14 protein-coding genes are annotated in these 17,800 nt (G+C 71.9%); 5 read left to right on the plus strand and 9 right to left on the minus strand.

Going from position 1 to position 17,800, the window contains the following annotated elements; translation table 11 throughout:
• Positions 1 to 90: 90 nt before the first annotated feature.
• The 4 genes from yidD to glgX all read right to left on the minus strand — a co-directional run bounded on the left by yidD (position 91) and on the right by glgX (position 6,761).
• Complete coding sequence (yidD, locus tag ACSP50_RS32535) at positions 91 to 516, minus strand: membrane protein insertion efficiency factor YidD (protein ID WP_063714098.1); 426 nt, start codon at positions 514 to 516, stop codon at positions 91 to 93.
• A 136-nt stretch (positions 517 to 652) separates the two neighbouring features.
• On the minus strand, positions 653 to 2,386 hold the full coding sequence (gene treZ, locus ACSP50_RS32540; protein WP_014693567.1) for a malto-oligosyltrehalose trehalohydrolase: 1,734 nt from the start codon (positions 2,384 to 2,386) through the stop codon (positions 653 to 655).
• Positions 2,383 to 4,650 (minus strand): malto-oligosyltrehalose synthase, encoded by a 2,268-nt coding sequence (treY, locus tag ACSP50_RS32545; RefSeq protein WP_014693568.1) that lies wholly within the window; start codon positions 4,648 to 4,650, stop codon positions 2,383 to 2,385. Before treY ends, treZ begins: the two co-directional genes overlap by 4 nt.
• Entirely contained in the window at positions 4,650 to 6,761 is a 2,112-nt protein-coding gene (glgX, locus tag ACSP50_RS32550; protein WP_014693569.1) for a glycogen debranching protein GlgX, read from the minus strand. The genes treY and glgX overlap by 1 nt, the downstream gene beginning before the upstream one ends.
• A gap of 210 nt (positions 6,762 to 6,971) precedes the next feature.
• Here glgX and ACSP50_RS32555 point away from each other — a divergent pair, with 210 nt between their 5' ends.
• Positions 6,972 to 8,747, plus strand: coding sequence for a glycogen debranching enzyme N-terminal domain-containing protein (locus tag ACSP50_RS32555; protein ID WP_043512623.1), 1,776 nt, complete (start codon positions 6,972 to 6,974; stop codon positions 8,745 to 8,747).
• Positions 8,744 to 9,991 (plus strand): glycosyltransferase family 4 protein, encoded by a 1,248-nt coding sequence (locus ACSP50_RS32560; protein ID WP_014693571.1) that lies wholly within the window; start codon positions 8,744 to 8,746, stop codon positions 9,989 to 9,991. Before ACSP50_RS32555 ends, ACSP50_RS32560 begins: the two co-directional genes overlap by 4 nt.
• A 2-nt stretch (positions 9,992 to 9,993) precedes the next feature.
• Here the strand turns inward: ACSP50_RS32560 and ACSP50_RS32565 are convergent, their stop codons facing one another.
• From ACSP50_RS32565 to ACSP50_RS32580, 4 genes are read right to left on the minus strand one after another with little or no spacing between them, the layout of a single operon-like run.
• Entirely contained in the window at positions 9,994 to 10,902 is a 909-nt protein-coding gene (locus ACSP50_RS32565; RefSeq protein ID WP_014693572.1) for a ketopantoate reductase family protein, read from the minus strand.
• Positions 10,899 to 11,162, minus strand: a complete 264-nt coding sequence (locus ACSP50_RS32570; protein WP_014693573.1) for a UBP-type zinc finger domain-containing protein — start codon at positions 11,160 to 11,162, stop codon at positions 10,899 to 10,901. The genes ACSP50_RS32565 and ACSP50_RS32570 overlap by 4 nt, the downstream gene beginning before the upstream one ends.
• Positions 11,159 to 12,733, minus strand: coding sequence for a Na+/H+ antiporter (locus ACSP50_RS32575; protein WP_014693574.1), 1,575 nt, complete (start codon positions 12,731 to 12,733; stop codon positions 11,159 to 11,161). Before ACSP50_RS32575 ends, ACSP50_RS32570 begins: the two co-directional genes overlap by 4 nt.
• Positions 12,734 to 12,749: 16 nt before the next feature.
• Positions 12,750 to 13,343, minus strand: a complete 594-nt coding sequence (locus tag ACSP50_RS32580) for a fibronectin type III domain-containing protein (protein WP_043512626.1) — start codon at positions 13,341 to 13,343, stop codon at positions 12,750 to 12,752.
• A 246-nt stretch (positions 13,344 to 13,589) separates the two neighbouring features.
• Here ACSP50_RS32580 and ACSP50_RS32585 point away from each other — a divergent pair, with 246 nt between their 5' ends.
• Complete coding sequence (locus tag ACSP50_RS32585; protein WP_014693576.1) at positions 13,590 to 14,495, plus strand: proteasome assembly chaperone family protein; 906 nt, start codon at positions 13,590 to 13,592, stop codon at positions 14,493 to 14,495.
• A gap of 45 nt (positions 14,496 to 14,540) precedes the next feature.
• Here the strand turns inward: ACSP50_RS32585 and ACSP50_RS32590 are convergent, their stop codons facing one another.
• Complete coding sequence (locus ACSP50_RS32590; protein WP_043512629.1) at positions 14,541 to 15,287, minus strand: alpha/beta hydrolase family protein; 747 nt, start codon at positions 15,285 to 15,287, stop codon at positions 14,541 to 14,543.
• A 384-nt stretch (positions 15,288 to 15,671) separates the two neighbouring features.
• On the opposite strand from ACSP50_RS32590, the gene ACSP50_RS32595 reads away from it, so the two are divergent.
• Positions 15,672 to 16,277: a hypothetical protein gene (locus ACSP50_RS32595; protein ID WP_085945664.1), complete on the plus strand. Its 606-nt coding sequence runs from the start codon at positions 15,672 to 15,674 to the stop codon at positions 16,275 to 16,277.
• Between the two features lie 562 nt (positions 16,278 to 16,839).
• Positions 16,840 to 17,793 carry a DMT family transporter gene (locus ACSP50_RS32600; RefSeq protein WP_014693579.1) on the plus strand — a complete coding sequence of 318 codons (954 nt, stop codon included), beginning with the start codon at positions 16,840 to 16,842 and terminating at the stop codon, positions 17,791 to 17,793.
• The last annotated feature ends 7 nt before the right edge of the window (positions 17,794 to 17,800 follow it).

The following is a 17,800-nucleotide window of genomic DNA, read 5'->3' on the forward strand; positions in this document are numbered from 1 at the left end:
CCGGCGGTTGTCCCACAGACCCCATCGACCCTCCCCCCACACCCCGATCGAGCCATCGTGCACCATGCCGAACGGACGGCCGCGATCGGCTCACGGCACCGGATCGCCGGTCCCGAGCGGCACCCGCGGCCCGCACCGCCGCAGTCGATCGGCGGCCAGCCGCAGCCCTCTGCCCAGACCGTACTTTTGTATCGCCGCCAACGCATAGGCGCTGCACGTCGGCGTGAATCGGCACCGGGTGGGCAGCCGGGGCGACACTTTCCGGTAACCCCGGATGGCGGCCACCACCAGGCGTTCCGCGGGCCGTTCGGTCGATCGATGCCCGAGCAGCGCGACAACGGTCAGCAGACTGCTCAATCGGAAGAGATCGCAGCCGGGACCATCGCAGTCACAGCCGGGAACGTCGCAATCCGGCAGATCGCACCCGGGACCGCAGTCGCAGTTGTCATACCACCGGTTCCGCTTCCCCGGCTCGTCCGGCTCGGCGGCGACAAGGTCGTCGGGCACATTCGTCACGGCCACATCGTGCCGGACCCGCTCCACCGGTCACGATCCCCGGAACCGCCAGAAGATCCAAGATCAAAACACCATTGAGCGGTACGCCGTGAGCACCCCCGCCGCGCCGATCGGCGACGGGGGTGGCCGGGTGGCGTCAGCGCGAGGTGCGGACGACCACGGCGCTTTCCGGGGGCAGCACGACCCGGTCGCGTTCCAGGATGACGCCGTCGGCGGTGGCCAGCAGCACCGCCGAGGGAACGGCGCGCAGACTCACCGTCTGCGGCGTCTCGGCGAGGTTCGCCGCGACCGCGTGCCGGCCGCGACGGATCACCACGAACTGGTCGCCGTGCCACACCTCGACCTCGGACAGCCAGGGATCGGTCAGGTCGGGCACCTCACGGCGCAGCCGGATCAGCTTCTTGTACAGGGCCAGCATCTCGGCGTGCTCCGGTTTGCCGAGCTCCGACCAGTCCAGCTTGGATCGTTGGAAGGTGGCCGGGTCCTGCGGGTCGGGCACGTCCGCCTCGGCCCACCCGTGCCGGGCGAACTCGCGGCGGCGTCCGGTCTGCACCGCGGCCGCCAGCTCCGGCTCGGGGTGGCTGGTGAAGAACTGCCACGGGCTGCTCGCCGCCCACTCCTCGCCCATGAAGAGCATCGGCGTGAACGGCGAGGTCAGCAGCAGCGTCGCGCCGACCTTGAGCAGTCCCGGGGACAGCGTGGCGGTGAGCCGGTCGCCGATCGCCCGGTTGCCGATCTGGTCGTGGTTCTGCAGGAAGGCGACGAACCGGTGGCCCGCGGTGCGCTGCCGGTCGACCGGTCGGCCGTGCCGCCGGTTGCGGAACGACGACCAGGTGCCGGCGTGGTAGAACGCGCCCTCCAGCACGGTACGCAGGCAGTCCAGCGAGCCGAAGTCGCCGTAGTAGCCCTGGCGTTCCCCGGTCAGCAGGCTGTGCAGCGCGTGGTGCACGTCGTCGTCCCACTGGGCGTGCAGGCCGTACCCGCCGGCCTCGCGCGGGGTGATCAGTTTCGGATCGTTGAGGTCGGACTCGGCGATCAGCGTCAGTGGTCGGCGCAGCGCCGTGGACAGCGACTCCACCTCGACCGCGAGTTGTTCCAGCAGGTGCACCGCGCCCTCGTCGTGCAGCGCGTGCACGGCGTCGAGCCGCAGCCCGTCGATGTGGTAGTCACGCAGCCACATCAGCACGCTGTCGGCGATGTACCGCCGGACCTCGCCGGAGTCGGGGCCGTCCAGGTTGAGCGAGCTGCCCCAGGTGTTCTGCCCGGCGCTCAGGTAGGGCGCGAACATCGGCGCGTACGCCCCGGAGGGGCCGAAGTGGTTGTAGACGACGTCGAGCACCACGCCCAGGCCCTTGGCGTGGGCCGCGTCGACGAACCGTTTCAGCCCGTCCGGCCCGCCGTACGCCTCGTGCGGGGCGTACCAGCAGACGCCGTCGTACCCCCAGTTGTGCTCGCCGTTGAACGCGTTGACCGGCAGCAGTTCGACCAGGTCGACACCGAGGTCGACGAGGTGGTCGAGACGCTCGATCGCGGCGTCGAACGTGCCGGCCGGGGTGAACGTGCCGATGTGCAGCTCGTAGAGCACCGCGCCGGGCAGCTGCCGGCCGGGCCAGCGCTGGTCGGTCCAGGTGAAGGCGGCGTGGTCGTAGACCCGGCTGGGCCCGTGCACACCCTGCGGCTGCCAGGCCGACCGCGGGTCGGGGACCGGGGCGGCGACGTCCTCCAACACGTACGCGTAGTCGGTGCCGGGACCGGCGGTGGGCACGTCCAGGCGCCACCAGCCGCCGTCGCCCGGCTCCATCTCGTGCTCCTGGTCGTCCAGGCGCAGCTTGGGCGACTTCTCCGGCGCCCATACCTCGAAGGTTGTCATTCTTTCACCAGGAGAGCGACGGGATAGGTCTGCAGCAGATCGGCGACGGCCAGGCGGTTTCCACCGTAGCTGGTATTCGTGAACACTTCCGTCCAACTGTGGCCGTCGAGTGACAGGGTGGTGTCGTGCCACCCGCCGTGGCGTGACAATCCGACCGGGAGGCGGGTGGCGACCGCCACCACGCCGCCGCGGTCGAAGGCGAGCACGTGCTCACCGAGGCGCCCCTCGGCGAACACCGGCCGGTAGGAGCGGAACAGCTCGGGCCGCCGGCGCAGCAGCCGCAGCGTGCGGCTGACCACCAGCAGCTTGGCGGCGCCGGTCTCGTCGACCGGCGGCTGCCACCCGTCGTCGAGACGGCCGAGCAACTCGCGGCGGGCGGCGAAGTCGACCGGCCGCCGGTTGTCCGGGTCGACCAGCGAGTAGTCCCAGAGCTCGGTGCCCTGGTAGACGTCCGGGACGCCGGGCATGGTCAACTGGACGAGTTTCTGGCCCAGTGAGTTGGACCAGCCGGGCGGGGTGATCGAGGCGGCGAAATCGGTCACCTCGCGGTGCAGGTCGGGGTCGTCGTAGATCCGGTCGACCATCTCCCGCAGCGCGGTCTCGAACGGTTCGTCCGGCTGCTGCCACGTGGTGGAGGTCGCGGCCTCCCGGGCGGCCTTCACGGCGTACGCCAGTAATCGGTCTTTGGACAGCGGCCACGCGCCGACCGTGACCTGCCAGATCAGATGGGCCAGCGCGGGGTCCGGGAGCGGAGCGAGCCGGACCCAGCGGCGCACCACCTCGGTCCAGTCGCCGGGCAGTTCGGACAGGACCGCCAGCCGGGCCCGGACGTCCTCGCCGCGCTTGGTGTCGTGGGTGCTCAGCGAGGTCATCGTGTCCGGCCAGTCCTGCTGGCGGGCGCCGGAGCACTCGTGGAACTCGTCGGTCGAGACGCCGAACCGGGTCGGGTCGTTGCCCACCTCGTTGCGGGCCACGAACCGGGTCCAGCGGTAGAACCCGGTGTCCTCGACGCCCTTGGCCATCACCGCGCCGGTGAACTGCTGGAAGCGGATGGCGAGCTCGTCGGCGGGGTTGCGCAGCCGGCCGGTGAGCCGGTCCAGCGTGCTGATCATCTGCGGACGCCGACGGCCGGCCTCGGCGCGCGCCTGCGCCAGATGCCGGGCACCGCCCGGCAGGTAGGAGCGGTAGACCGGGAAGCAGGCGGCCAGCTCCGCGAGGCCCCGCGGCGCCGCCTCGACCTCGGGGACCAGCCGGGCGAGCCGGGCGAGCTCGGCGGCGAGCAGCCGGGTGGCGACGTGGTGCTTGGTGTCGTGCGTCAGGTTCTGGAAGGTGACGGTGGCGCCGGTCAGGTGGTGGTCCAGCGTATCGAAGAAGGCCTCCGTGCCGGTGTCCACGAACACGCCGTTGACCTCGGCCATCGCGTCGTACCCGGTGGTGCCGGCGACCGGCCAGCGGGGCAGCGGCTCGCCCGGCTCCAGGATCTTCTCGATCACCAGCCAGGCCTCCGGAGCGGCGTCGTGCAGCCGCTGCAGGTATCCCGCCGGGTCGCGCAGGCCGTCCGGGTGGTCGACCCGGATGCCGTCGACCAGGCCCTCGCGGACCCAGCGCAGGATCTCGGCGTGGGTGGCCTCGAAGACCTCCGGGTCCTCGACCCGCAGCCCGGCCAGCTCGGTGATCGCGAAGAACCGGCGGTAGTTGATCTCGGAGTCGCCACGGGTCCAGTCGGCCAGCTCGTAGTGCTGCCGGTCGTGCACCTCGCGCGGGGTGCCGCCACCGGTCCCGTCCGCGATCGGGTAGCGCTTGTCGTAGTAGACCAGCTCGTCGCCCTCGACCTTGAGCTCGTCGAGCGCGCCCGGGTCGGCGGCCAGCACCGGGAGCAGGATCTTCCCCCGCTCCCAGTCGATGTCGTAGAACTTGGCGTAGGCCGATTCCCGACCGCGCTTGAGCACGTCCCACCAGGTCGGGTTGGCCTTGGCGACGGCCACCCCGGCGTGGTTCGGCACGATGTCGACGACCAGGCCGAGCCCGGCGTTCTTCAGCGCCGCGGACAGCGCCCGCAGGCCGTCCGCGCCGCCCAGCTCCGGGCTGACCTGGGTGTGGTCGACCACGTCGTACCCGTGCTCGGAGCCGGGCGAGGCGGTCAGCAACGGGGCCGAGTAGAGGTGGCTCACGCCCAGATCGGCCAGATAGTCGGCGATCTCGGCGGTGGCCTTCAGCGGGAAGTCGGGACGGACTTGGACTCGGTACGTACTGCTGGGGCGCATCACACCGTCCTGTCGAGCACGATGAGGGACCGGTCCGGCACCAGGATCTTGTGGCCGGCCTCGACGACCGAGGGGCGATCCGGGGACGGTTCGGCGGTTTCGATGACCTTCTCCCACTTCTCCCCGTACTCCGCGGGAGGCGTGGCGAACTCGATGGGGGCGTCGTGCGCGTTGAAGAACAGCAGGAACGAGCTGTCCACGTGCCGCTGGCCGTACTGGCCGCGCTCGCGGATGCCCTCGCCGTTGACGAACAGCGCGACCGCCCGGCCGAAGTCGTTGCCCCAGTCGTCGCCGGCCATCGGCCGCCCGTCCGGGGTGAACCACTCCAGGTCGGGCAGCGGGTCGCCGCCGCCGCGCGCGGTCACCGGCAGACCGGTGAAGAAGCGGCGACGCTGGAACACCTGGTGCCGGTGCCGGAACGCGGTCAGCTTGCGGGCGAACTCGAGCAGCTGCTCGTCCGCGTTCTCCCAGTCGATCCAGCTGATCTCGTCGTCCTGGCAGTACGCGTTGTTGTTGCCCTGCTGGGTGCGGCCGAGCTCGTCGCCGTGCGAGATCATCGGCACGCCCTGGCTGAGCATCAGCGTCGCCAGGAAGTTGCGGCGCTGCTTGGCGCGCAGCTCCAGCACCTTCTCGTCCTGGGTGGGGCCCTCGATGCCGCAGTTCCAGGACCGGTTGTGGCTCTCGCCGTCCCGGTTCTCCTCGCCGTTGGCCTCGTTGTGCTTGTCGTTGTACGCGACCAGGTCGTTGAGGGTGAACCCGTCGTGCGCGGTGACGAAGTTGATCGAGTGGAACGGCTTGCGCCCGTCGTCCTGGTAGAGGTCGGCCGAGCCGGTGATCCGGCTGGCGAACTCGGCCAGGGTGGCCGGCTCGCCGCGCCAGAAGTCGCGGACCGTGTCCCGGTACTTGCCGTTCCACTCGGTCCAGTTCGGCGGGAAGTTGCCGACCTGGTAGCCGCCCGGGCCGACGTCCCACGGCTCGGCGATCAGCTTGACCTGCCCGACGATCGGGTCCTGCTGGACCACCTCGAAGAAGGTGGAGAGCCGGTCCACGTCGTAGAACTCGCGGGCCAGCGTCGACGCGAGATCGAAGCGGAAGCCGTCGACGTGCATCTCGGTAACCCAGTAGCGCAGCGAGTCCATGATCAGCTGCAGGCTCTGCGGGCTGCGCACGTTCAGGCTGTTCCCGGTGCCGGTGTAGTCCATGTAGAACTGCGGCTGGTCGTCGACCAGCCGGTAATAGGTGCGGTTGTCGATGCCCTTCAGCGAGAGGGTGGGCCCGAGGTGGTTGCCCTCCGCGGTGTGGTTGTAGACCACGTCCAGGATGACCTCCATCCCGGCCGCGTGCAGGGCCTTGACCATGCCGCGGAACTCCTGGGTCTGCTGGCCGAGCGTGCCGGTCCCGGAATAACCGTGGTACGGCGCGAAGAAGCCCAGCGTGTTGTAACCCCAGTAGTTGCGCAGGCCCAGGTCGTGCAGCCGGTTGTCGTGCACGAACTGGTGCACCGGCATCAACTCGACCGCGGTCACGCCGAGGCTCTTGAGGTGCTCGATGATCGCCGGATGGCCGATCGCCGCGTACGTCCCGCGCATCTCCCGGGGAATCTCCGGGTGCCGCTGGGTGAGCCCCTTCACGTGGGTCTCGTAGATCACCGAGTGGTGGTAGGGGATGTCCGGCCGGCGGTCGTTGCCCCAGTCGAAGTACGGGTTCACCACCACGCCCTTGGGCATGTACGGCGCCGAGTCGAGGTCCGACATCTGGTCGGGGTTGCCCATCTCGTACGCGTACAGCGAGGGATGCCAGTCGATGTCCGAGTCGACCGCCCGCGCGTACGGGTCGAGCAGCAGCTTGTGCGGGTTGCAGCGCAGCCCGCGGTGCGGCTCGTAGGGCCCGTAGACCCGGTATCCGTACCGCTGGCCGGGCTCGACACCGGGCAGATACGCGTGCCAGACGAAGGCGTCCTGCTCGTGCAGCAGCACCTTGCGCTCGTTCCCGGAGGCGTCGAAGAGACAGAGCTCGACCGCCTCGGCCACCTCGGAGAAGATCGCGAAGTTGGTACCGGTCCCGTCGTAGGTCGCCCCCAGTGGATACCGGTGACCAGGCCAGACCTGCATGTGTCGAACCCCCCTCGGCCTTGCGTCGGTCGCGACCGGCCCGCGGTTCATGCCCATCCGCGGGGTCGGTTAATCCTGCCCGGCCGCGTCTTCGGCAATTCTTCCGGAGCGGGCTGATACGGTCGGCCCGACTGTCCGATTAGGCGCTAATTTATCCCCTTACGGGGGTTTAGCGTGTTCGAAAACGAGCATAGAGACGACGTGCCGCGCATGGATCTCCTGACCTTCGGTCCGCAGGTGTGCGGCGTCCCCGCACCGGACGCCGGAACGGGACGGGAATGGCTGGTCAGCGACGGTCTCGGCGGGTGGGCCTCGGGCACCGTGAGCGGCCTGCGCACCCGACCCGAACACGCCCTGCTGTGCGTCGGCGGACCGGGACGCACGCCACACGTGGCGTTGGCCTCACTCGATCTGACCGTGACGCTCGCCACGGGCACCAAAGTCCCGCTTTACACCCATGCGTGGGAATCCGGGCGCCTCGATCCGGCCGGCTACCGCCTCCTGGAGACGTTCACCCTCGCCGGCGGACTGCCCCGCTGGCGCTGGCGGATCGGCGACGTGGTGATCGAGCGCGAACTCGCGATGCGGCCCGGCCTCGCCGTGATCCATCGCGTGCTCAGCGCGCCCGGCCCGGTCACCCTGACCGTCGCCGCGATGTGCACCTGGCGCGCCGCGGCCACCAGCCGGCGGGCCGACGGACCCGGGCTGCGGATCGAGCCGGCCGCCGACGGGGTGGTCATCGAGGACGCGTACCGGCTGGCCGGAACCGGTTGGCAGGCTGCCGGGCAGTGGCATCTGGGCGCCCGCACCGGCGAGCAGATCGAGGACCTGTGGCTGGCCGGGACCTTCGGCAAGCAGGTCGGACCGGGCGAGAGCCTGGAGATCTCGGCCTGGGCCGGCGATCCGGCGGTACGCCCGCCGGCGCCGCCGGTGGTCCTGGCCGCGGCGCGGGAACGGGCCCATCGGCTGGTCACCGCGGCCAAGGCGGAGGGGTACGCGGGAACCCTGGCCCTGGCGGCCGACACCTTCATCCTCGACGGCCCGCAGGTGGCCGACGGCTACCCGTGGTCGGGCCGGCCGGCCCCGCTCGCCGCCTACGAGGGCCTGTTCCTCGACACCGGCCGCGCCGACGAGGGCCGCGAGCTGCTCACCGCCCTGGTCGAGCAGCCGTCCGGCGAGGTCGACTTCCCGCTCTGGCTGGTGCACGCGATCGACCGGCACGTGACCCGCACCGGGGACAGCGACCTGGCCCGCGCGTCGGCCGTCCCGCTCGGCCGGCTGCTGCGCCAGTCGCTGGCCGCCTCGCCCGGCATGCGGCTGGATCCGCACGACGGCCTGCTCACCCTGCCCGCCGACGGCGGCCGGGCCGGCAAACTCGTGGAGCTCAACGCGCTCTGGGTGAACGCCCTGGCCGGCCTGGCCGACCTGCTCGCCGAGGGCGGGCGCGACGACGCCGAGCCGCGCGGCCGGCACGCGGTCGCCCGCGCCTCGTTCCTGCGACGCTTCCCGGCCCCCGAGGGCTGGCTCCACGACATCGTGGAAGGCCCGGCCGCGCCGTACCCGCTGGGCGCCGGGACGCAGCATGACGATCCGACGCTGCGGCCGTACCAGCTGCTCGCCTGGTCGCTGCCGCACGGGCCGATGCGCGGCGGTGGCGACGGGCCGGTCCGGGCCGTGGGACGGGCCCTGCTCACCCCGTCCGGGCTGCGCACGCTCGCCCCGGACGAATACGGCTACGACGGCTCGCAACCGGACCAGGGCCGGGTGCGGCCGTGGCTGATCGGGCCGTACGCCGACGCCTGCGCGGCCACCGGCCGGCCGGTCGACGGGTTGCTCGACGGCCTGGCCGCGCAGCTCGCCGAAGCCGGCCTCGGGTCGGTCGGCGAGGCCGCGCACGGGGACGCGCCGCACCCGGCGGTCGGGCGGCCGTTCGACGCGCTGGCCGTCGCCGAGATGCTACGAGTGGAGACGAGGTACGCCCCATGAGGCGGATCCTGATGCTCTCCTGGGAGTATCCACCGCTGCTGGTGGGCGGCCTCGGGCGGCACGTGCACGCGCTGGCCGGGGCACTCGCCGCGGCCGGCCACGAGGTCACCGTCGTGACCCGGCACGCGCCCGGGGCCCTCGTCGAGGAGCACGGCGACGGGGTACGCGTGATCCGCGCCCCGGAGGACCCGCCCGCCTTCGAGGTGGCCGGCGGTGACCTGCTGGCCTGGGCGCTCGCCTTCAACCACACGCTCACCCGGGCCGCGCTGCGTGCCGCGCGCGGCCGCCGCTTCGACGTGGTGCACGCCCACGACTGGCTGGTCGCCCACGCCGCCGTCACCCTGCGCGACCACCTGGACGTGCCGCTGGTGGCGACCGTGCACGCCACCGAGTCCGGCCGGCACCAGGGATGGCTGCCGGCCGCGCACAACCGGAGCATCGACGACATCGAACGCTGGCTGTGCCACGAGGCCAACCGGGTGATCGTCTGCTCGGAGTACATGCGGGCCGAGGTGACCCGGCACTTCGAAGTGCCGGCCGGCCGGGTCGACGTGGTGCCCAACGGGGTGGACGCGCTGCGCTGGCGGGCGCGGCCGCGGGCGGTCGCGGCGGCCCGGGACGAATATGCCGGGACGGGCGGGCCGCTGATCAGCTTCGCCGGGCGGCTGGTCTACGAGAAGGGCGTCCAGCACCTGCTCGCGGCGGTACCGGAACTGCGGGAACGCTTTCCGGGACTGCGGGTGGTCATCGCGGGCGACGGCCCGTACCGGCGGGAACTGGAACTCGCCGGCCGCGAGCTGGGGGAGACCGTGAGTTTCGCCGGATTCCTGACCGGCCATGATCTGACCGCGCTGATGGCGGCGTCGGACTGCTACGTCGTGCCCAGCATCTATGAGCCGTTCGGGATGGTGGCGGTGGAGGCGGCGGCGGCCGGGACACCGGTGGCGGTGGCGGCGACCGGCGGACTGTCCGAGATCGTCGAGCACGGGGTGACCGGGGTGCACTTCCCGGCGGGTGACCCGGGCGGCCTGGCGGCGGCGGTGAGCGGGGTGCTCAGCGACCAGGAGTACGCGCGGGGGCTGGCGTCGCGGGCCCGGGCGCGGGTGGTCGAGGACTTCAACTGGCCGTCCATCGCGGCGCGCACCGCGCAGGTCTATCCGGTGGCCGCCGCGCCGCGGATCTCCTCGAAGATCCTGGCGGCGCGGGCGATGTCCGGCGAGATCCACTCCGCCATGAGGGTGTGAGGTCAGCTTACGGAGGCGGAATGGACGGCGAGGCCGGTGTGGGCGGCGGCCAGCAGCGGCGTCCGGACGCCGTGCCGGCGGCCCTCGGCGACCAGGTCACCGACGATCGCGTCGCCCTCCACCGGCCGGCCGGCGACCAGATCGCGATACAGCGACGAGGTGGTCGGCTCGCTGCTGCCGATCGTGGTGTGGACGATCTCCCGGGCCTGCGGGCGGGGCGGGAAACCGGCCGCGGTGGCCACCGCGATCGCCTCGTCCGCGATCGCCCGGTTGACCTCCGGGCCGCCCGGCGCCGCGTTGATCGCGCCGATCGAGCCCCGCATCAGCGTGGTCGCCGCACCCAACGTGGCCAGCAGGACCCACTTCTCCCACATCTCGGCGCGGATGTGCCGGGAGGTCCGCGCGTCGAAACCGGCCTCGCCGATCGCCGCGGCCACCGCGTCCATCCGGTCGTCCGGGCCGCCGTCGAGCGGGCCGCACACCAACCGGGCCAGCCCGGTCATCTGCACCACGTCGCCGTGCTCGTCGGTCGTCGCGTGGATCATGCAGAGCCCGCCCCAGACGTGCTCCACGCCGAACGCCGTGATCAGCGTCGGGACGTGGCGCATCCCGTTGAGCAGCGGCACCACCACCGTGCGCGGGCCGATCGCGGCGCCCAGGCCGGCCACCACCGCGTCCAGGGCATAGCTCTTCACCGCCACGACGACCAGGTCGTAGTGCCGGTCGACGCGGGTGATCACCCGGGGCGTCAGCCGCGTCTCACCGCCCGGGCTCCTGATCCGCAGCCCGCGCTCGGCGAGCACCGTCGCCCGGCCCTCCCGGACCAGGAAGGTGACATCCCGTCCGGCCTCGGCCAGCCGGCCGCCGAAGAAGCCGCCGGTGGCCCCGGCCCCGGCGACGAGGATCCTCATCCGAGCTGCTCGTCGTCGAAACACCAGCGCCAGGTCTCCCCCGGCTCGAACGAGCGCATCACCGGGTGGCCGGTCTCGGCGTGGTGGGCCGACATGTGGCGGCGCGGGGACGAGTCGCAGCAGGCGACCAGGCCGCACGACAGGCACAGACGCAGGTGCACCCAGTCGTCGAACCCACCGGCGACGCACTGCGGGCAGCCGTCCTCGTACGCGCTGAGCGGGGCCGGCTCGCCGGACTCCTTGAGATGCTGGCAGATCACTCTTCACTCCGTCGCAGCTGGGACTCTTCCAGGTCGAGCTCGCGCTGGGCGCGGACCAGCACCTCCTCGGGGATCCTGCCCTCGTTCCGGGCGATCTTGAAGACGTGCCGTTCGGCTCTGATCATCTCGCGTCGCAGCCGCCCGTACGCGGCCGAGGGGGTTTCCTGCTGCTGGCTGCCGAGCCGCTCCCAGGCGTTGTTGGAGCGGCTCTCGACCAGCCCGCGCAGCCGGTCGACGACCGAGGCGGGCGCGCCGTCCGCGTTCTCCTCCAGCGCGGCCAGGGCGGCCCGGCTCGCCGCGTGCTGGATGCCGGCCTCGGCCAGCGCGTCCTGGGCGCTGTTGTCCTCGCGCACGCCCAGCCGGATCGCCAGTCCCGGCAGCGTGGTCCCCTGCAGCAGCAGGGTCAGCACGATCGTCGCGAAAGCCACGAAGATGAACAGGTCCCGGGGATACATCGGGACGTCCCTGAGCCCCGGCAGGGGCAGCGTCTGCGCGGCGGCCAGCGTCACCACGCCGCGCATGCCGGCCCAGGCCACCACGGTCGGCACGCTGACCGGCACCCGGGGGCCGCGCGCCCGCACCCGGGGGAAGAGCCGCCCCAGATACGTCGCCGGATACATCCACACGAAGCGGACCGCCACCAGCAGCCCGAAGACCAGCGCCGTGACGCTGACCGTGGTGGCCACGCCGGTCTCGATCCCGTCCACCACCATCCGCAGTTGCAACCCCACCAGCAGGAAGACGACGCCTTCGAGGAGGAAGGTGACGAGCCGCCAGACCGCGTCCGTCTGCAGCCGGGAGGTGGCCGACAACAGGTACGGGATCCGGTGCCCCAGATACAGGCCGGTGATCACCACGGCCACCACGCTGGAGGTGCCCAACTCCTCGGCGACGATCACCACGACGAACGGGGTGAGCAACGACACGGCGTCGTCGAGCAGCGGATCCTCGATCCAGCGGTGCAGCTTCGCGGCGGCCACCGCGGCGACGATGCCGATCACGATGCCGCCGCCGGCCTTCTGCGCGACCTGCCGGCCGATCTCCCCGAAACCGACCGCGGTCCCGGACAGCGCGCTCACCGAGATGCGCACCATCACCAGCGCGGTCGCGTCGTTGAGCAGGCTCTCGCCCTCGAGGATGGTGACCACGTGCCGGGGCAGGCCGACCCGGCGGGCGATCGCGGTCGCCGACACCGCGTCCGGCGGGGCGACGATCGCGCCCAGCGCGACACAGGCGGCCAGCGGCGCGCCGGGCAGCAGCCAGTGCACCGCGAAACCGATCACGAAGGCGCTGAGCAGCACCAACCCGACCGCGAGCAGCAGGATCGGGCGTAACGCGCTGCGGAAGGCGGGCACCGAGGTCTGCAGGGCCGCCACGTACAACAGCGGCGGCAGGATGCCGATCAGGACGAACTCCGGCTCCAGGTGCGCCTGCGGGAAACCCGGCACGTACGACAGCGCCAGACCCGCCACCAGCAGGACCAGCGGCGCCACGAAACCGAGTCGCCGGGCGAGCGCCGCGCCGACCACCGAGATCGCCACGAGCACGACCGTGTCGACGATGCTCTCCATGGCCGGAAAGCTTATGTCAGGCCGTGGTGATCACACCCGAGCGCGCCACCGTGCGGGTGTAGGTGCCGTCCGTGCCCGCCCGCAGCCACATGCCGTCCACCGAGAAGACGTACGGCGTCTTCGGGATCAGCCCGGTGACCGTGGCGGTCATCCAGCCACAGGCGGTCGGCGTCACGGTGAGCCAGCCCGGCGTCTCCGGCTGCGCACCGACCACCAGCTTCTGGCTGACCGCCAGAATGTGGTAGTCGACCAGCTGGTCTCCGCCCGGGTTGAACCATTTCACGGTGGCGGTGGTGCTGCCCGCGGTGACGTCGAGGCCGTTGATCTGGCCGCCCTTGAAGACCGCCGGGTCACAGCCGGGGCTGCCGCTGGGCCGCGGGGTCGCCGACCCGGAGGGCAGCGGCGGCAGGCTGGCGAGGCCCGGGGTGGTGCCGGGCGAGACGCTGCGGGTCGGCGACGGGGCGACACTGCCGGTGGCCATCAGCAGCCACGGCGTCCCGGTGGGCGACGGGGCGGCCTGCGGGGTCGTGGCGGAGGCGCAGGCGGCCAGCAGCAGCGAGCCGGCGAGCAGGGGCAGGGCGACGGCGACGGCTTTCCGGATCCTCGGCACGCCTTCAGGTTCGGGCGGATCCGCCGGGGGCTTAGCCGCCGATCGCGATGGCAGGCCGGTCGCGAGACGTTTGGTGGCCATCGTCACAGCGTCGGCACGGTCGGATACCCGGCAGGGCGCCGCCCACCCATCCGGCGGGCCCCGTCGTACGTAATGATGCGAAGAGGCCGGAATGAACTCTGCGGCCCGGCTGTTGGCAGCGGAAAGCCCGCGAGAGCGGGCGACGTCTTCGAGGAGGTCCGCAGCGTGCTCGACCCACACGGGCTCTACGAGGTGGCCGGGGAGTTGCCGGCCCTGGACGGCCCGGTGCTCATCCAGGCGCTGACCGGGTTCGTCGACGCGGGCAGCGCGATCCAGCTCGCCCGGGAAAGCCTTCTGGAAAATTTGGAGAGCGAGGTCGTCGCCACCTTCGACCTGGACCAGCTGCTCGACTACCGGTCCCGCCGGCCCCCGATGATCTTCGTGGCCGACCACTTCGAGAGCTACGACGACCCGGTGCTCGCCCTGCACCTCGTCCGCGACCAGCTCGGCATCCCGTTCCTGCTGCTCACCGGCCCCGAGCCGGACCTGCAGTGGGAGCGCTTCATCGCCGCCCTCACCGGCCTGATCGACCGCCTCGGGGTCAAGGCCACCATCGGGCTGAACGCGATCCCGATGGCCGTCCCCCACACCCGCCCGGTCAGCATGACCGCGCACGCCACCGACAAGAGTCTGCTCGGCGAACACGAGTCGTGGCTGCAGCGGGTCCAGGTGCCGGCCAGCGTCGGCAACCTGCTCGAATTCCGGCTCGGGCAGAACGGGCATGCCGCGCTGGGCTACGCCGCGCACGTCCCGCACTACCTGGCCCAGACCGCCTACCCGGCCGCCGCCGAACTGCTGCTCGACTCGGTCTCGCAGAACACCGGGCTGGCGCTGCCCACCGGCGGCCTGCGCGAATCGGCGAAACTCGTCCGCGAAGAGGTCGACAAGCAGATCGCCGACGACGAGCAGGCCGCCCGGCTGGTCGCCTCCCTGGAGGCGCAGTACGACGCCTTTTTGCGCGGGCGGGCCAACAACCTGCTGGTCGACTCGGACACGCCGCTGCCGACCGCGGAGGAGCTCGGGGCGGAGTTGGAACGCTTCCTCGCCGAGCAGGCCCGGGACGAGAACTGACCTCCCGCTTCGACGGGCCGCCCGCGGTTACCGGCGGCCCGTCGCCTACTTGTGGTCCAGCATCCACCTGAGCACGGCCGGGAGCTGGGCGTCCCAGTAGTCCCAGGCGTGCCCGCCCGGGCTGAAGGTCACATCGAGCTCCACCCCGTGCGCCTTGCACGCGGCGACGAAGCGGCGGTTCTGCGCGAGCAGATGATCCTCGGTGCCGCAGCGCAGCATCAGCCGGGGCAGCCGGCCCGGATCCCCGGTGCGCAGCAGATGCAGCAGATCCTCGTCACCGCCGGCCACCACCCGGTCCGCGAACACCCGTGCGACCAGGGCGCGCATGTGCGGTCGAAGATCATGTTCTTGGATGTACGCCAGGTCCAGAGCCCCGGAGAGCGTGGCCGCCGCCGCGAACCGCTCCGGCTCGCGCAGCGCCCACTTCATCGCGCCGTACCCGCCCATCGACAGCCCGGCGACGAACGTGTCCTCGCGCCGCCCCGACACCCGGAAGAACTTGCGCACCGTCTCCGGCAGCTCGGCCGACAGGAAGTCCCAGAACCGCATCCCGTACGCCTCGTTGGCGTAGAAGCTCCGGTGCACCTCGGGCATGATCACGGCGAGCCCGTACTCGGCCGCATACCGCTCGACCGAGGTGAACCGGCTCCACGCGGTGCTGTCGTCGGTCAACCCGTGCAGCAGATAGAGCACCGGCGGCGGGGTGCCGGCGTCTTCGTCGGGCAGGATCACCGTCATCGAGGTACGCAGTTCCAGCGCCTCGGAGTCGAAGTCACAGCGGATCAGGGCCACACGTCCCATTCTCGGCCATCGCACCGGCACGGGCGCGGCACTCGTCCCGCTTCGTGGAACCCGCGGCCGCCCCTTCCGCCGCGGCCGCCTTTTTCCGCCGCGGCCGCCCCTTTCCGCCGCGGCCCCGCGGCCGCGGCACGGCACGGCCCGGCCTGTCCGAGATCGATCCTCCTCGACGCCCGGCGGGCCGCCCGTGCGGTTGGGAATGTCGTACCCGTCGATTAGAATGTGTGTACGAAAGAGGGGCCCTGAGCTGCTGATCTTCGGACGGTTTCGAACGCCTGTTCGATGGCTTGCAGCGCGAGTGAGGAGACCGACGTGACCACGTCCACCCTGTCCACGATCTCGACCAACCCCGTGCCCGTCATCCCGCCGTACGCAACGATGCTGGGCTTCACGCGGTATGTCTCGCGCACCGGTCCCGCCAAGGCCACGTTCGTCGGCGGGCTGCGCAAGCAGCGGGAGCGGCGCCGCGGTTTCAACCCGCACAGCCAGCTGATCAAAGCGCTGAAGACGGACATCGCCTTCCGCACCGGCGGCAGCTATCTCGCCGGCGTCGTCGACCTGGTGAAAGACCGGTGGAAGCCGCTCTACGAGTCGCTGCGCTCGGGCGCCCGCACCTACCTGGCCTCGCTCGGCGACCCCGAGGCGGTCACGCTGATCCAGACCCGCGATGCCCTGGCCAGCGTCGGCCCCCTCGCTGTGAAGATCAACCCGCACTTCGGCCTGCGCTTCGACGACGGCCACCGCGAGGCGGTCCGCATCCACTTCGACGAGGAGCCGCCCACCCCGGAACTGGTCACCGCCATGCTCCACCTGATGGCCCGGCACATGGACCAGATCCTCCCGGACGCCGACCCGGTCCTGGTCGACCTCCGCCGCGGCGTCACCCACCGCCTCAACCCCGCCACCCGCCACGCCGACGTCGAAAGCTGGCTGGCCGGCGAGGCCGCCGCCTTCACCGCCATCTGGTCCACCCCCGCCGCCTGACAGCCACCACCACCGCCGCCGGCCCGGCCCCGGTACCGACCACCGGAAGCCGAGCCGGCACCGACGCTTCCCCGCCAGCCCGGCCTCGCCCAGCACCGACGCTTCCCCGCCGGCGCAAGGCCACCGGGCGGAACGCCACCGACGGCGGACCCGCCGTGGTGGCTCGGTCGGCCAGTCACCGGCCGGCCCTCCCCCGAGCCCGTTCCCCGGCGCGCTGCCCGCGCCGGGGAACGGCCGCTTCAGGCGTGGGCGACGCTTCAAGCGTCGCCGACGCTTCGGGCCCGGACGACGGCTCAGGCCTGGCGCCGCTTCAGGCCCGGGCAACGGCTCAGGCCCGGCGACGCCCCGTGCCGGGCAGGCCGGCGGGACGGGCTGCGGTGCACGCGGGGCAGGCGGCCCGGGTGGGTTACCGTGGGGGTGTGAACGGGTTCTCCGGGCGTCTCTCGCCGCCGCGCTCCTGAGCGGAGCCGGTGTCGTCGCTGCCTGAGCTCGGCTCGGCGGCGTTGTAGCGCTGCGTTCCGCTGCCGGTCCCGGAACCGACTCACCTCTGCGGAGTGCGCGCATGTCTTCGTTCTTCTCGTCGTCTGAGGCCGCGGTGAACCCTCGGCTCAGCCTTCTGCAACTGTCCATCGGCGGCCTCCTCTGGGGCACCGCCGGCGTCGTCGTTCAAGTCGTGGCCGGGCGGACCGGACTCGGCGCGGTGGCCATCGGGTTCTATCGGCTGCTGTTCGCGGCCGCCACCATGCTCCTGGTCGGGGGGCGGGCGCGGCGGCAGATCGGGGTGGCTCTCCGGTCCGCGCCGGGGACGGTCGTGCTGGCCGGGGTGGGGCTCGCCGCGTACCAGGCGCTCTATTTTCTCGCGGTGCGCCTCAGCGGGGTGAGCATCGCGACCGTGGTCAGCCTCGGGCTCGCTCCGGTGCTGCTCAGCGTGTGGGAGACGATCCGCACCCGGCGGCGGCCCGAAAACGCGCAGGCCGGCGCTTCGGTGGCGGCGGTCATCGGGTTGCTGCTGATTTCGGGCACGACCGGATCGACCGGGTCGAGCACCGGGCTGGGCCTGCTCGCGGCGATCGCGTCCGGCACGGTGTACGCCGCGTCGACGGCACTCAGCCGGCACACCACGCAGGGGGTTCCACCACTGGTGCTGACCACGCTGTCGTGCGCGATCGGGGCGGTCGCCCTAGCGCCGGTCGCGATCGTGCAGGGGCTGACGTTCACGCCGGGTGTCACGCCGATCGTGCTGCTCGCCTACCTGGGGGCGATCACCACGGCTCTGGCGTACGCGTGCTTCTACACCGGGTTGCGGCACACCACCGGCAGTGTCGCCGTGGTCGTCACCCTGCTCGAACCGTTGACCGCCGCCGGGCTGGCGGTCGTCCTGATCGGTGAGCCGCTGGCGCTGCCCACCATCGTCGGCGGCCTGCTCATGCTCGGCGCGGTGACCGGCCTGTACCTGGGCGCCGGCCGCCGCACCACACCCGCGGCATCGCGCCGGCCGGTCCCCGTCACGGACTGAGACGGCA

The sequence above is a fragment of the Actinoplanes sp. SE50/110 genome, from assembly GCF_900119315.1.
Lineage (GTDB): Bacteria > Actinomycetota > Actinomycetes > Mycobacteriales > Micromonosporaceae > Actinoplanes.